The sequence below is a fragment of the Sinorhizobium prairiense genome (assembly GCF_029201645.2).
Lineage (GTDB): Bacteria > Pseudomonadota > Alphaproteobacteria > Rhizobiales > Rhizobiaceae > Sinorhizobium > Sinorhizobium meliloti_A.
The window spans coordinates 1,636,193-1,649,561 of the sequence record NZ_CP104133.1; the positions used below are offsets into that span (position 1 = coordinate 1,636,193).

At 63.5% G+C, this 13,369-nt stretch carries 12 protein-coding genes; 7 read left to right on the forward strand and 5 right to left on the reverse strand.

Going from position 1 to position 13,369, the window contains the following annotated elements:
- Positions 1 to 198 precede the first annotated feature (198 nt).
- From N0Q91_RS30930 to N0Q91_RS30950, 5 genes are read left to right on the forward strand one after another with little or no spacing between them, the layout of a single operon-like run.
- Positions 199 to 903 carry a CerR family C-terminal domain-containing protein gene (locus tag N0Q91_RS30930; protein WP_275599180.1) on the forward strand — a complete coding sequence of 235 codons (705 nt, stop codon included), beginning with the start codon at positions 199 to 201 and terminating at the stop codon, positions 901 to 903.
- Positions 900 to 1,904, forward strand: coding sequence for a secretion protein HlyD (hlyD, locus tag N0Q91_RS30935; protein ID WP_275599181.1), 1,005 nt, complete (start codon positions 900 to 902; stop codon positions 1,902 to 1,904). Before N0Q91_RS30930 ends, hlyD begins: the two co-directional genes overlap by 4 nt.
- The gene (locus tag N0Q91_RS30940; RefSeq protein ID WP_275599182.1) at positions 1,904 to 3,649 is read left to right on the forward strand and encodes an ATP-binding cassette domain-containing protein; all 1,746 of its coding nucleotides are present in this window, start codon (positions 1,904 to 1,906) and stop codon (positions 3,647 to 3,649) included. Before hlyD ends, N0Q91_RS30940 begins: the two co-directional genes overlap by 1 nt.
- The gene (locus N0Q91_RS30945) at positions 3,646 to 4,800 is read left to right on the forward strand and encodes an ABC transporter permease (RefSeq protein WP_018098437.1); all 1,155 of its coding nucleotides are present in this window, start codon (positions 3,646 to 3,648) and stop codon (positions 4,798 to 4,800) included. The genes N0Q91_RS30940 and N0Q91_RS30945 overlap by 4 nt, the downstream gene beginning before the upstream one ends.
- A gap of 1 nt (position 4,801) precedes the next feature.
- Positions 4,802 to 5,914, forward strand: coding sequence for an ABC transporter permease (locus N0Q91_RS30950; RefSeq protein ID WP_275599183.1), 1,113 nt, complete (start codon positions 4,802 to 4,804; stop codon positions 5,912 to 5,914).
- A 3-nt stretch (positions 5,915 to 5,917) separates the two neighbouring features.
- Here the strand turns inward: N0Q91_RS30950 and N0Q91_RS30955 are convergent, their stop codons facing one another.
- The 4 genes from N0Q91_RS30955 to N0Q91_RS30970 all read right to left on the reverse strand — a co-directional run bounded on the left by N0Q91_RS30955 (position 5,918) and on the right by N0Q91_RS30970 (position 8,263).
- Entirely contained in the window at positions 5,918 to 6,304 is a 387-nt protein-coding gene (locus N0Q91_RS30955) for a type II toxin-antitoxin system VapC family toxin (protein WP_275599184.1), read from the reverse strand.
- Positions 6,301 to 6,540, reverse strand: coding sequence for a type II toxin-antitoxin system Phd/YefM family antitoxin (locus N0Q91_RS30960; RefSeq protein ID WP_100670198.1), 240 nt, complete (start codon positions 6,538 to 6,540; stop codon positions 6,301 to 6,303). Before N0Q91_RS30960 ends, N0Q91_RS30955 begins: the two co-directional genes overlap by 4 nt.
- A gap of 87 nt (positions 6,541 to 6,627) precedes the next feature.
- Positions 6,628 to 7,230, reverse strand: a complete 603-nt coding sequence (locus N0Q91_RS30965) for an alpha/beta hydrolase (RefSeq protein ID WP_100670197.1) — start codon at positions 7,228 to 7,230, stop codon at positions 6,628 to 6,630.
- A 100-nt stretch (positions 7,231 to 7,330) separates the two neighbouring features.
- A complete protein-coding gene (locus N0Q91_RS30970) occupies positions 7,331 to 8,263 on the reverse strand; it encodes a VOC family protein (RefSeq protein ID WP_275599185.1) in 933 nt (310 codons plus the stop codon).
- A gap of 273 nt (positions 8,264 to 8,536) precedes the next feature.
- Between N0Q91_RS30970 and N0Q91_RS30975 the strand changes: the two genes are divergently transcribed.
- Positions 8,537 to 10,357 (forward strand): sensor histidine kinase, encoded by a 1,821-nt coding sequence (locus tag N0Q91_RS30975; protein WP_275599186.1) that lies wholly within the window; start codon positions 8,537 to 8,539, stop codon positions 10,355 to 10,357.
- Positions 10,354 to 11,697 (forward strand): sigma-54-dependent transcriptional regulator, encoded by a 1,344-nt coding sequence (locus tag N0Q91_RS30980; protein ID WP_018098429.1) that lies wholly within the window; start codon positions 10,354 to 10,356, stop codon positions 11,695 to 11,697. The genes N0Q91_RS30975 and N0Q91_RS30980 overlap by 4 nt, the downstream gene beginning before the upstream one ends.
- A 70-nt stretch (positions 11,698 to 11,767) precedes the next feature.
- Here N0Q91_RS30980 and N0Q91_RS30985 read toward each other — a convergent pair whose 3' ends face one another.
- Positions 11,768 to 13,369: an ABC transporter ATP-binding protein gene (locus tag N0Q91_RS30985; RefSeq protein WP_100670194.1), complete on the reverse strand. Its 1,602-nt coding sequence runs from the start codon at positions 13,367 to 13,369 to the stop codon at positions 11,768 to 11,770.

The window sequence follows — 13,369 nt, forward strand, 5'->3', positions numbered from 1 at the left end:
GAGATTGCAATCCTCCGAAAAGTTTCCTACAGCGCCGCGCCTCTTATAAGACGCGCAAAGGTCGTTGTAGCCTTTCGAACTGCTGCACGTTTTTGTCCATTGATCGGCTACGATCAAAGGAAACATGGCGTTGCAAGACAGTCACTTCATTTCATTCGATCGATTGACTTAGTCGATTGATTGGCGCATCATCGATGCATGGTCAAGGATGGAAACCGACCCACTGTGCTCCGAGCCGACCGCGGCGACGCGACGCGGGAGAAATTGCTCAACACGGCCATCGACGTCTTCGGACGCTATGGCTTCGATGGCGCGACCACGCGAAAGCTCGCCGATGCAGCGGGCGTCAATCTCCAGGCGATTCCCTATTATTTCGGCGGCAAGGAAGGGCTTTATGTAGCCGCCGCCGAGCACCTTGCGTCGATCATCGGCGGCCATGTCGGCGACCTGCGGAGCATGATCGTCTCCCGCCTTGCCGAACTCGACGCCGAAGGCGCTGCGATGACGCCGATGGAGGCGCGGCATTTCCTGACCCAGATGGTCCAGAGGATGATCGCTCTCTTCGTCAGCAAGGAATCGGAAAGCTGGGCACGCTTCATCATTCGCGAGCAGATGGAGCCGACCGAAGCATTCAAACGCATCTACGGCAGCATCATGGGGCCGATGATCGACATGGCGAGCCGGCTGATCGGCGCGATCATCGAGGACGACCCGGCTTCGGAGCACATTCGTCTGAGAACGCTCTCCTTCGTCGGAAGCGTTCTGGTGTTTCGAATGGCGCATGCAGCCGTCTATGCCCAGCTCGAATGGGAATCTGCCGGACCGAAGGAGATCGAGACATTGCACCGCCATGCCGCCGAACTCGTGGCGGTGCTCGGTGCCGAGAGGGACCGCCGGTCATGAGGAAGGTCGCCATACTCGTTGCAATCGTCGCCGCAGCACTCGCCGGTGCCTGGTGGTTCGACCTGCCGGCGCGCCTCGGCTTTGCGGGTGAGCCGCGGCAGGCGGTGCTCTACGGCAATGTTGACATTCGGCAGGTGTCGCTTGGCTTTCGGGTGAGCGGGCGGATCGCTGAGTTGCGCGTCGACGAGGGCGATAGCGTGAAGGCAGGCGACGTGATCGCGAGCCTCGACGCCGAGCCGTTCCGCCAGGCGCTCGGTGCCGCCGAAGCGGACGCCGAGGCTGCCCGGGCGACGCTGGCAAAGCTAAAGGCCGGGGCCCGCGTAGCCGAAATCGCCCAGGCGAGCGCCACGCATGAAGAACGCCTTGCGGAGCTTGAGAATGCGAAGCTCGCCTATGAACGCGCAAAGCAGCTGCGTCCGAACGGCACGATCTCGCAGGCGGAGCTCGACCAGGCAAACGCCAGCCGTGCAGCGGCGGACGCACGCGCAAGGTCGGCCCGCGAGGCTTTGGTGCTTCTCGAAGAGGGAAATCGCGCCGAGGACATAGCGGCAGCAGCGGCCCAGGCGAATGCCGCGACGGCAAAGGCCGAGAGCGCCCGCATCTCGCTCGATGACACCCAACTTGCCGCCCCGAGCGACGGCGTCATCATATCCCGCGTGCGTGAAACCGGCGCGATCGTCTCGCCCGCCGATATCGTCTACGTGCTTTCGCTGACGGAACCGGTCTGGGTCCGCGCCTATGTCGCAGAACCCGACCTCGGCCGTGTACATCCGGGAATGAAGGTGACGATCACCTCCGACACCGCGCCCGATCGCAACTATGAGGGAACCGTCGGCTTCGTATCCCCGGTCGCCGAGTTCACGCCTAAATCGGTTGAGACACCCGAGCTCAGAACCGATCTCGTCTACAGGCTGCGCATCGTGATCGCCAATCCGGGCAAGGATCTTCGCCAGGGCATGCCGGTCACCGTGCACCTGCCGGAAGCGAAGGAGGCTTCCTGATGCCCGCCCCCGCAACGGAGCCCGGTACGGCCCCGTTCGTTCGGCTGAACGCCGTCACCAAGCGGTTCGGTACCGCGCCCCCGGCGCTCGACGCAGTTGCGGGTGAAATCTTCGGCGGATGGGTAACCGGTCTCGTCGGTCCGGATGGCGCAGGCAAAACGACGCTGATCCGGCTGATGACCGGCCTGATGCTGCCGGATGCAGGCACCATAGAAGTGCTCGGCTACGATACCCGGAGGGATCCCGCCAGTATCCAGGCGGCAATCGGCTATATGCCGCAGCGCTTCGGCCTCTATGAAGACCTGTCGGTCCAGGAGAACCTCGACCTCTACGCCGATCTGCGCGGCCTGCCGAAGACCGAGCGCAGCCGGACCTTCGGCGAGTTGCTCGACTTCACCGATCTTGCCCGCTTCACGACGCGGCTTGCCGGCAAGCTCTCCGGCGGAATGAAACAGAAGCTCGGCCTCGCCTGCGCGCTCCTGCGCAAGCCGCGGCTCCTGCTTCTCGACGAGCCCGGCGTCGGCGTCGATCCGATTTCGCGGCGCGACCTCTGGAAGATGGTCGGAAATCTGAGGGCGGAGGGCATCGCCGTCGTCTGGTCGACCGCCTATCTCGAAGAGGCGGAAGCCTGCGACCATGTTTTCCTGCTCAATCAGGGAAGGCTCATGTTTTCCGGCCCGCCGGCGGAGATGACCGGCCGCGTCGAGGACCGCGTCTTTCGCCTCTCCGGCATCCGCGGCCGCCGCCGCGAAGCGCTTGCGCGCCTCCTCGAAGAGCAAGGCGTGGTCGACGGCGTGATCCAGGGCGAAGCCATACGTCTCGTCATGAAGCAGGGTCTTTCACCGCCGCTCGGCGACACGGCCGATGCCGCTCACGCAGCGATCACCCCGCCCCGCTTCGAGGACGCTTTCGTCGATATGCTCGGCGGAGGTCCCGGCGGCCGGTCGAGGCTTGCGGAAACACAGCGCGAGTTCGCCGAAGACGCCGGCAGACCCGTGATCGAGGCGCGGGGTCTGACGAAACGCTTCGGCGACTTTACCGCCGCCGACAACATCACCTTCGATATTCCACGCGGCGAGATTTTCGGCCTCCTCGGCCCCAACGGCGCCGGCAAGTCGACGACGTTCAAAATGCTTTGCGGCCTCCTGAAGCCGACCGCCGGCGAAGGCCGCGTCGCCGGCTTCGACCTCAGGCGCAACGCCCCCGAGGCGCGCAATCGGCTGGGTTACATGGCGCAGAAATTCTCTCTCTACGGTGATTTGAGCGTCATCCAGAACTTCAATTTCTTTGCCGGCGTCTACGGGCTGTCCGGCGCGAGAAAACGCGAACGCATCGCTCTGATGAGCGAAATCTTCGACTTCCGCACGATCCTCGAGATGTCGGCCAAGGACCTGCCGCTCGGTCTCAAGCAGCGTCTGGCGCTTGCCTGTGCCGTGCTCCATGAACCGGAAGTGCTTTTCCTGGACGAACCGACCTCCGGCGTCGATCCGATCACCCGGCGCGAGTTCTGGACCCATATCAACGGCCTTGTCGAAAAGGGCGTGACCGTGCTCGTCACCACGCATTTCATGGATGAGGCGGAATATTGCGACCGCATTTCACTCATCTATCGCGGCCGCTCGATCGCACTCGGCTCGCCGGACGACATGAAGGCCCGTGTCGCAAGCAAGGATCTCCCCGACCCGACCATGGAGGACGCGTTCATCGCGCTCGTTCAAGGCTCCGAGGCGAAGGAGGCTGCATGAACGCCGAGAGGAAAATGGCGAAAGCGTACGAACCCGCGGGCCGGGCCCGGCGTTTTGCCGCCCTGGTGCGCAAGGAAACCTATCAGGTCGTACGCGATCCGAGCAGTATCCTGATCGCCTTCGTCCTGCCATTGGTCCTGCTCTTCCTCTTCGGTTATGGCGTGTCGCTCGATACGACGCGCACGCGCGTCGCCCTCGTGGTCGAGGAGGCGACCCCGCTCACGCGCGATCTCGCTGCCAGCTTCGAGGCATCGCGCTACTTTTCCGTCGTCACCGGACGCGACCGCAGGGAATTTGAGGACGACCTTGTCCTCGGACGGGTGCGCGGCATCCTCGTGATCCCCGCCGGCTTTGCCGCCGACCACGCGGCGGGGCGCCATCCGTCGGTCCAGGTGATCGTCGACGGCTCCGATCCGAACACCGCCAATTTCGTGCAGAACTATGCACAGGGTGCTGTTGCCAATTGGGAGCGCCAGCGCTTGAGCGAGGGCCGGAGCCCGCCTCCGGCGATCTCCGCCGAACAGCGCTTCTGGTTCAACCCGCAGCTGACAAGCCGCAACTTCCTGGTTCCGGGCTCGATCGCGATCGTGATGACGCTGGTCGGCACGCTGCTCACCTCGCTCGTCGTCGCCCGCGAATGGGAGCGCGGCACGATGGAGGCGATGATGGCGACGCCCGTCTCCGCCGCCGAGCTGCTCGCCGGCAAGCTGCTGCCCTACTTCGTCCTCGGCCTTACGTCGATGACGCTTTGCGTGCTTGTGGCGGTCTTTCTTTTCGATGTCCCCTTCCGGGGATCGGTGGCGGCGCTCTACGCCCTTTCGGCCACCTTCCTGATGCCGGCGCTCGGACAAGGGCTGCTGATCTCGGCCGCGACGAAGAACCAGTTTCTCGCTTCGCAGCTCGCGCTGATCTCGGCCTTCCTCCCGGCCTTCCTGCTGTCCGGCTTCCTCTTCGAGATCAATTCCATGCCCACCGTCATCCAATGGGTAACCTATGCCGTCCCGGCGCGCTACCTCATTCCCAGTCTGCAGACAGTGTTTCTCGCCGGCGATATCTGGCCGATGTTCGCACGCGCCATCACGGTGATGTTCCTGATCGGCTGCATGTTCTTCGCGCTGGCGGCGCGCAGCACCAGAAAGAGGATCGGCTGACATGTGGTGGACGCGGCTGAAAGCCCTGATCGTCAAGGAGCTGCTCGCGGTCCTGCGCGATCCGAAGGGCCGCACCGTTTTGATCGGCCCGCCGATCATCCAGCTCCTGGTCTTCTCCTATGCGGCGACGCTCGAGGTAACTGACGTCGATCTCATGGTGCTCAACCGTGACAGCGGCCAATGGAGCCAGGAACTCGTGCAGCAGATCGGCGGCTCTCCGACCTTTCGCTCGATAGAGCTCGCGAGCAGCCCTCACGAGGTCCGCCTCGCGATCGATACCCAGCGAGTCCTGGCCGCACTGGAGATCGGCCCCACCTTCTCCCGCGATATCGAGGCGGGGAAACCGGCGGAAGTGCAGATGATCCTCGACGGCCGGCGTTCCAACGCGTCGCAGATCGTCTCCGGCTATCTCGGCCGAATCGTCGGCGCCGTCGCGGCCGAAACGCCGGCGGGCAGGCGTGCGGCCTCCGAGACGATCCGGGTCGAGGTCCGCAACTGGTTCAATCCGAACCTCACCTACCAATGGTTCATGGTGCCGAACCTGGTCGCGAGCATCGCTCTCCTGATCGGGCTTATCGTCACGGCGCTGTCGGTCGCGCGCGAGCGGGAGCTCGGCACTTTCGACCAGCTCATCGTGTCACCGTTGCGCACCCATGAGATCCTGCTCGGCAAGCTCATCCCGCCGATGATGATCGGCCTCTTCCACATCACCATCTATATCCTTGCCGCGGTCTTCATCTTCGGCGTGCCGCTGCGCGGCTCTCTGTTCCTGCTCTATGGGAGCGCCATCTTCTATCTCGCCGCCGTCGTCGGCCTCGGTCTCTTCATCTCGGCGCTGTCCATGACGCAGCAGCAGGCAATCCTCGGGGCCTTCCTCTTCATGGTCCCGGCTATGCTGCTATCCGGCTTCGCGACGCCGATCGAAAACATGCCCTCCTGGCTGCAGCCAGTGACGCTTATCAATCCGCTGCGCTATTTCCTGGTGATCGTGAAAGGTGTGTTTCTAAAGGACATTCCCCTTGCCGAAGTCGTCCACCAGACGCTGCCGCTTTGCCTGATCGCGATCGTCACCCTCTCCTGCGCCGCGTGGCTGTTCCGCAGGCGGCTCGAATGAAGACTAAACAAGCCGGATAGGACCGGGGTAGCGGCTGACGACTTCATCGGACGTGACGAGCGTAAGTCCTTCGACGAGAGACTGCGCGATGAGAATGCGGTCGAATGGGTCCCTGTGGATCAGGGGGAGTTGATCAAGTGCCACCGCATGGGTGCCGTCGACCCGCAGTTCCCGGTAACCATTGTCCAGCAAACCTCGACGCAGGAGCCGTGGATCGGCATCGAAGTCCATCCGCCCCAAGCCACGCTTGATCGCGATCTCCCACACGCTCGCCGCACTGAAGTAAAGCGTATTCTCGGAGCTTTCGATAAGAGCGCGGGCCTCTTTCGACAAGCGGCCGGGTACACCGGCCGCCCAGAGGAGAATGTGCGTATCAAAAAGAATATTCATGCGCCAAAAAGATCTGCAACCTCGTCACGGCCCATCTGATCGAAGTCGTCCGGTACCGTAAACTGACCCGCCATGAAGCCGATCCGCTGCACTTTCGCATCGGAAGGCTGATCGATCGGGATCACCTTCACCATCGGCTTTCCCGCTTTTGCAATGATAAAGGGCTGCCCCTGCGCCGCCTTCTCGATCAGTCGCGATAGGTGGGTTTTCGCTTCGTGAATGTTGACGGTTTCCATCGGGGTCCTCGTAATCGAACTTAGTTCACTGAACTTAGTTCAATCCCCATCTCTTTTCAAGGTACCGCGCCGCCAGCCCTTATGCTGTCAGCCTTTAACGAACGCTTCGATGGCGGCGATCTCGTTCTGGCGGATGTCGTGGCCGCCGGAATGCCACTCGAATTCCACCTTCGCCTTCTGCTTCGTGAAGTAGTCCCCGAGCGCCCGTGTCAGCGGGGCCGGGCAGATCGGGTCGCGTTCTCCGGCCGTAATCAGGATCTTGCGGCCGGCGAGCGCGGGATTGTCCTCCGGACGGAACGGGATCAGCGGATGCATGAGCACGGCCTTGTCGAAGAGGCCCTCTTCGATCAGTACATTCGCGAGAATGTTGGCACCGTTGGAATAGCCGAGACCGACAATCTCCAAGGCGTCGTGTTCGCCAGCGAGCGCCTTCACGAAACCCGCCATCTTCTCCGTCGCACGCGCGAGGTCCGCCATGTCGTAAACGCCCTCGCCCGTTCGCCGGAAGAAGCGGGCGGCCCCGTGTTCCGATACGTCGCCCCGCGGCGAAACAACGGTGGCCTCCGGCAGGAGCTGCGCCCCGAAGCCGAAAAACTGGTTCTCGTCGCCGCCCGTCCCGTGAAGTACGAAAAGGATCGGACCGCCGGGCCTGCCGGATTTCAATGTGTGCACATAGCCATGATCGACCATCGATTTCTCCTTTGTGCGCGCGTGGTTGCGAACACTTCTTCTATCTAAAGAAGTGCGCTCCTTCCTGCGCCAGCGGAAGGAGCGTACAGGGTGCTGGCCGCTAGGCGTCCAGCTTCTGCAAATGGCTTTCGAGAACCGGGCGCAGATGCTTGTGCTGCTGCGGCAGCTTCAGCGCCTCTCCCAGATGCGCGATGTCCTCGTCCCGGTCGAAACCGGGCTCGTTCGTGGCGATCTCGAAGAGAACGCCGCCGGGCGTGCGGAAATAGATCGCCCAGAAATAGTCCCGGTCGATCACCGGCGTCACGTGGTAGCCGGTGTCCATCAGCGCCTTGCGCACCTCCAACTGCTTCTCGCGGTTGTCGACGGCGAATGCGACGTGGTGAACCGAGCCGGCACCCTGTGCGGCGCGGCTGATGTTTGGCAGCGTCTCCAGATCGACGAGGCTCGCGCCGTTGCCGCCGGGCACGATCAGCCTGGTTACGCCGTCCTTGCGGTCGAGTTCCTCGTAACCCATGAACTTCAGCAGTTCCGCAGTCGCGCCTTCGTCGCGTAGCCGCATGGCGACCGAGTGGAAGCCGCGAATGGCGTGATCCGAGGAGATGCCGCCTTCGGTCCAGGGCGTACGCGGGTCATCCTCGACCTCGACGAGAGCGAAGCCGTCGCCGTCCGGACCGGCAAAGTTCAGGCGCTTTTCGCCAAAGCTTTCCGTCTGCTTGAGACCGCTTGCACCGAGTGCCGCCAGGCGCTCCTGCCAGAAGCCGAGCGAGCCCCGCGGGATTGAGAAGACGGTCGTCCCGACCTCTCCGGTGCCCGCGCGGCCGCGCGGCATCTGCGGAAAGGGAAAATAGGTCATCACCGTGCCGGGGGTGCCGGTCTCGTCGCCATAGTAGAGATGGTAGACGTCCGGCGAGTCGAAGTTCACCGTCTTCTTGACGCGGCGCAGGCCGAGCGTATCGGTGAAGAACCGGTTGTTCGTGCGGGCGTCGTCCGCCATCGACGTTACGTGATGCAGGCCTTTGATCTGGTCAAGCATGATCCGCTTCCTTTCTGCCCGCGCTTTGCGGGGTGCGTTGATGTCGGTTAGATGCTCTCTGGACGCCGAGAGCGAAAGACCGTTGCGAAAGAACGGATTGTCAATGGGATGTTGACACGACAGGATGACCGTTAACAATTACGACCACAGACCGGAGAGGACTGCCTGCATGGCAGCTTGCCACGCGTCAGAGCGCCATTTAGCATCGCGGCGGCCGGCAACATTCGATCCTGCGGCCAACACCGCGAGCGGGAGGAGGAGCCCGGCCATCCCGTGAAATACCGTCTCGTTCTTGCCCTCCTTCTCCTGCCGGCAGCCGCAGGATTGATCGCCGTCCAGGGAACCGCCGTCGCCACGCGCAGCTATATGCAGGAGGCCTCGTCGCAGGCGAACACGGCTCTGCGGCTGGCGGTTGCGGCCCTTAGCGGTCACCTGAACCGCTATCAGGCCCTGCCCGCGCTGATCGCCGACCATGATGACGTCAAGGAACTGGTCACGCGTCCGCGCGATCGGCGGCTGCGCGGGGCCGTCAATTCGTATCTCAAGGAGATCAACGAACTCCTCAAGTCTTCCGACATCTACGTCATCACACCGGACGGCAACACGATCGCCGCCAGCAATTACGATGGACCGACGAGCTTTGTCGGCGAGAATTTCAGTTACCGCCCCTATTTCCAGGACGCACTCAAGGGGAACCAGTCCCGCTTCTATGCTCTCGGCACGACATCGCTGAAGCGCGGTTACTATTTCGGTGCGCCGGTCCGCGTCAGAGGGGACATCCGCGGCGTGATCGTGTTCAAGGTGGATATCGAAACCATCGAAGCCTCCTGGCAGGGTGGCGAATACCGGATCTTCGTCTCCGACCCCGAAGGCATCATCTTCATGAGCGGCAATCCTGCATGGCTCTATGCCGGGATCCTGCCGCTGACGCCTGATCGGCTTGCCCGGACGGAGGGCTCGCGGCGCTATGCGGACGCCACGCTCCGCCCCCTGCCGGTCGTACAAAGCGAGCTTTCCGGACATCGATTGCTAAAGGTGTCCGAGGGCAGCGAGCGGGAATATCTGGCCCTCTCGCATTATATGCCGGAGGCGGATTGGACCGTGAACGTTCTTACGGACACGGCATCCGTGCGGACCCAGGCCCTGACCACGGTTGCAGCCGTCATGCTGCTCCTTTGCCTCGCCGGCCTGGCGATCGCGATCATCATCCAACGGCGCGCAAGGCTCAGGGAACGCATTCTGATGCAGGAGCAGGCGCAGGAGGAACTCGAGCGCCGCGTCGAGGAGCGCACGGCGGATCTTGCACGCGTCAATTCGCAGATCGAAGCGGAGATCGCCGAACGGCGGCTCACCGAGCAGCAGTTGCGCCAGACCCAGGCCGATCTCATCCAGGCGGGCAAACTCGCCGGCCTCGGGCAGATGTCCGCTGCCCTGTCTCACGAATTCAACCAGCCCCTCGCCGCCGCCAAGACCTATGCCGACAGCGCCGCGCTGCTCATCGAGCGTGGCCGCACGGCCGAGGCGAGCGACAATGTCCGGCGGATTTCGGGCTTGATCGACCGTATGGCCTCGATCAGCCGTCACCTGCGCAATTTTGCGCGAAAACCCAATGAAAAGCTCGGCCCGGTTCGTCTCGACGAGGTGATGCGCGACACGCTGGAGATCGTGGCAGTCCGGTTGAAAGCGGCAGACGCGGAAATGGATACCGATCTCGGCGATGAGCTGGCGGTCCTTGCCGGTTCGGTCCGCTTGCAGCAGGTGCTCGTCAACGTGATCTCGAACGCCGCCGACGCCGTCGAGGGACTTGACGATCGCAAGCTTTCGGTGCGCGCCTGGCGCGAAGGCGGCAGGGTCGTGCTGACGGTGCGCGATCGCGGCGCGGGCGTTGCTCCGGCTGTTGCCGAACGCATCTTCGATCCGTTCTATACGACGAAGGGCGTGGGAAGAGGCCTAGGACTCGGCCTGTCCATTTCCTACAACATCATCAAGGATTTCGGAGGAAGCCTCACCGTGTCGAACCATCCGGAGGGTGGCGCGGTCTTTCGTATCGAGCTTGCGGTTGCCGGAGAAGCCGGGCGGGAGGCAGCCGAATGAGCGAAAGCCGCATCCTGCTCGTCGACGACGAAGAGGAACTGCGTCGTTCCAGCGCTCAGGCGCTGGAACTCGCCGGCTTCCGGGTGGATACGTTTGCCAGCGCCGAGCATGCGCTCGAACGCATCGCCTTCAGCTTCCACGGCGTCGTCATCAGCGATATCCGCATGCCCGGAATGGACGGAATGACCTTTCTGCAGCGCATCCGCGAGATCGATGCCGAACTGCCGGTGATCCTGGTGACCGGACACGGCGATGTGCAGCTGGCGGTCCGGGCGATGCGCGAGGGCGCCTATGATTTCGTCGAAAAGCCCTTCACCGCCCAGATGCTTGCCGGCACCATTCGCCGCGCGCTCGATTGGCGTGGTCTCGTGCTCGAGAACCGCCGCCTGCGGGCGGTTGCGGGCAAACGCGACGACATAGAGCAGCGGCTGCCCGGGCGAAGCCAGGCAATGGTCGACCTGCGCTACCGCATCAGGGCGATCGGCGCCTCCGACGCCGATACGCTGATCATCGGCGAAACGGGAGTTGGAAAAGAAGTCGTCGCCCGCGCGCTCCACGATTTGAGCAGCCGCGCGAGCGGCCCGTTCATCGCCATCAATTGCGCCGCTCTTCCCGAAAACCTGATCGAAAGCGAGCTCTTCGGGCACGAACCGGGCGCATTCCCCGGAGCGCTCAGGCCGCGCTACGGCAAATTCGAGCATGGCCGCGGCGGCACCATCCTGCTCGACGAGATCGGCTCCATGCCTTTCGATCTCCAGGCGAAATTCCTTCGCGTGCTGCAGGAGCGGGTCATAACGCGCCTCGGCTCGAACGAGACCGTACCGCTCGATGTTCGTTTCATCGCGACCAGCAAGGTCGACCTGGAACGCGAGGTAGCAAGCGGCCGCTTTCGTGCCGACCTGCTTTACCGGTTGAACGTCGCAACCTTGAGAGTGCCGACGCTTTCGCAGCGCCGTTCCGATATTTCCCTGCTCTTCATGCAGCTCGTCCGCGAATCCGCCGCTCGCTACGGCCGGGACGATATCGTCGTCTCGCCCGCGCTCGCTTCGGAAATGGCCGCGCGCGAGTGGCCCGGCAACGTGCGCGAGTTGCGCAACGCCGCGGAGCGTCTGGTCCTCGGGCTCGAAGCCGAACGCGAAGAGGTGCTTGCATCGGCGAACGGCCGGCGCCTAGCCGACAAGGTGGCCGCCTTCGAAAAGAGTGTCATCGCCAGCGCTCTCGCGGCCCATGGCGGCGCTTTGAAGCCCGTCTACGAGTCGCTCGGCATTTCACGCAAGACGCTTTACGAGAAGATGCAGAAGTTCGGGCTCGACAAGAAGGCGTTATCGGAGGAGCGGTAGTGCTCCCCCGCACGCGGGGTGAGGGGACGCGGCGGCGGGATGAGGGCAATCCGGCACGAGATTGCCTGCCTCACACGTTGAACGCGGCTCCGATCAGCGTCTTGGTATAGGGCTCCCTCGGCGCATCGAAGATCGCGTCCGTTTCCCCCTCTTCGACGATCCGGCCGTTCTTCATCACGATCACATAGTCGGACATCGCCTTCACCACCGAAAGATCGTGGCTGATGAAGATGTAGGAGAGACCGTGCTTTTCCTGCAGATCGCGGAGGAGGTCGATCACCTGCCCCTGCACCGACCGGTCGAGGGCCGAAGTCGGCTCGTCGAGAATGACGACCTTCGGCTTCAGGATGATCGCGCGGGCGATCGCGATGCGCTGGCGCTGTCCGCCGGAGAATTCATGCGGATAGCGGTTGCGCGAGGCGGGGTCGAGGCCGACTTCCTTCAGCGCTGCGATGGCCCTGCGGTCGCGGTCGGCACGGCTCAGGTCGGGCTCATGCACATGGAGGCCTTCGGTGATGATCTCCCCCACGGTCCGGCGTGGGGAGAGCGACCCGTAAGGGTCCTGAAAGACGAGCTGCAGCTGGCGGCGCAGCGGTCGCATCGCGCCGCGGTCGAAGCCGGAAATGTCGGTCGAGCCGAAACGGTAGTAGCCGCTGCTCGGCAGAAGCCTCAGCAGCGCCCGGCCGAGCGTCGACTTCCCGGAGCCGGATTCGCCGACGATCCCGATCGTCTGACCCTGCCTGAGCCTCAGATTGACGCCGTCGACTGCACGGAAAGCGGCCGAGGCTCCGCGGAAGAGGCCGCCAGGGATCGTATAGTCCACCGCGACATTGCGACCCTCCAGGATGATCGGGGCATTGTCGGAAGGCGGAGGCTTGCGCCCGCTCGGTTCGGCCTCCAGCAGCATCCTGGTATAGTCCGCCTTCGGCCGCTCGAAGATATCGGCAGTCACCCCCTGCTCCACGACCTCGCCGCGGCGCATGACCGCGACCCGGTCGGCGAAGTACTTGACGATGCCGAGGTCGTGGGTGATCAGAACGATCGCCATGCCGAAGCGCCTTTGCAGCGATTTGAGCAGATCGAGGATCTGGGCCTGGATGGTCACGTCCAGGGCGGTCGTCGGCTCGTCGGCGATCAGGATGTCCGGCTCGTTGGCAAGCGCCATGGCGATCATGACGCGCTGGCGCTGGCCGCCGGAAAGCTCGTGCGGATAGCTGTCGATGCGCCGCCCCGGTTCGGGAATGCCGACGAGCTCCAGGAGCTCGAGGACGCGCCTGCGCGCCTCCTTGAAGCTGCCGCCCCGGTGATGGACGATCGGCTCGGCGATCTGGCGGCCGATCGTGTAAAGCGGGTCGAGCGAAGTCATCGGCTCCTGGAAGATCATGGTGATCTTCGAGCCGCGCACCTTGTTCAGTGCCTTCGGTGCAAGGCCCACGAGTTCCTGGCCGCGATAGCGCGCCGAACCCGTCACCGTCCCGTTCTTGGCGAGCAGACCCATGATGCCCATCATGGTCTGGCTCTTGCCCGAACCGGATTCGCCAACAACTGCGAGCGTCTCGCCGGAACGGACGTCGAGATCGATGCCCTTGACCGCTTCGACGGTGCCGTCAGGGGTGGAAAAGTCGACCTTCAGGCCGCGCACAGCGAGAATGGAGTCCTTCATCTCTGTCAT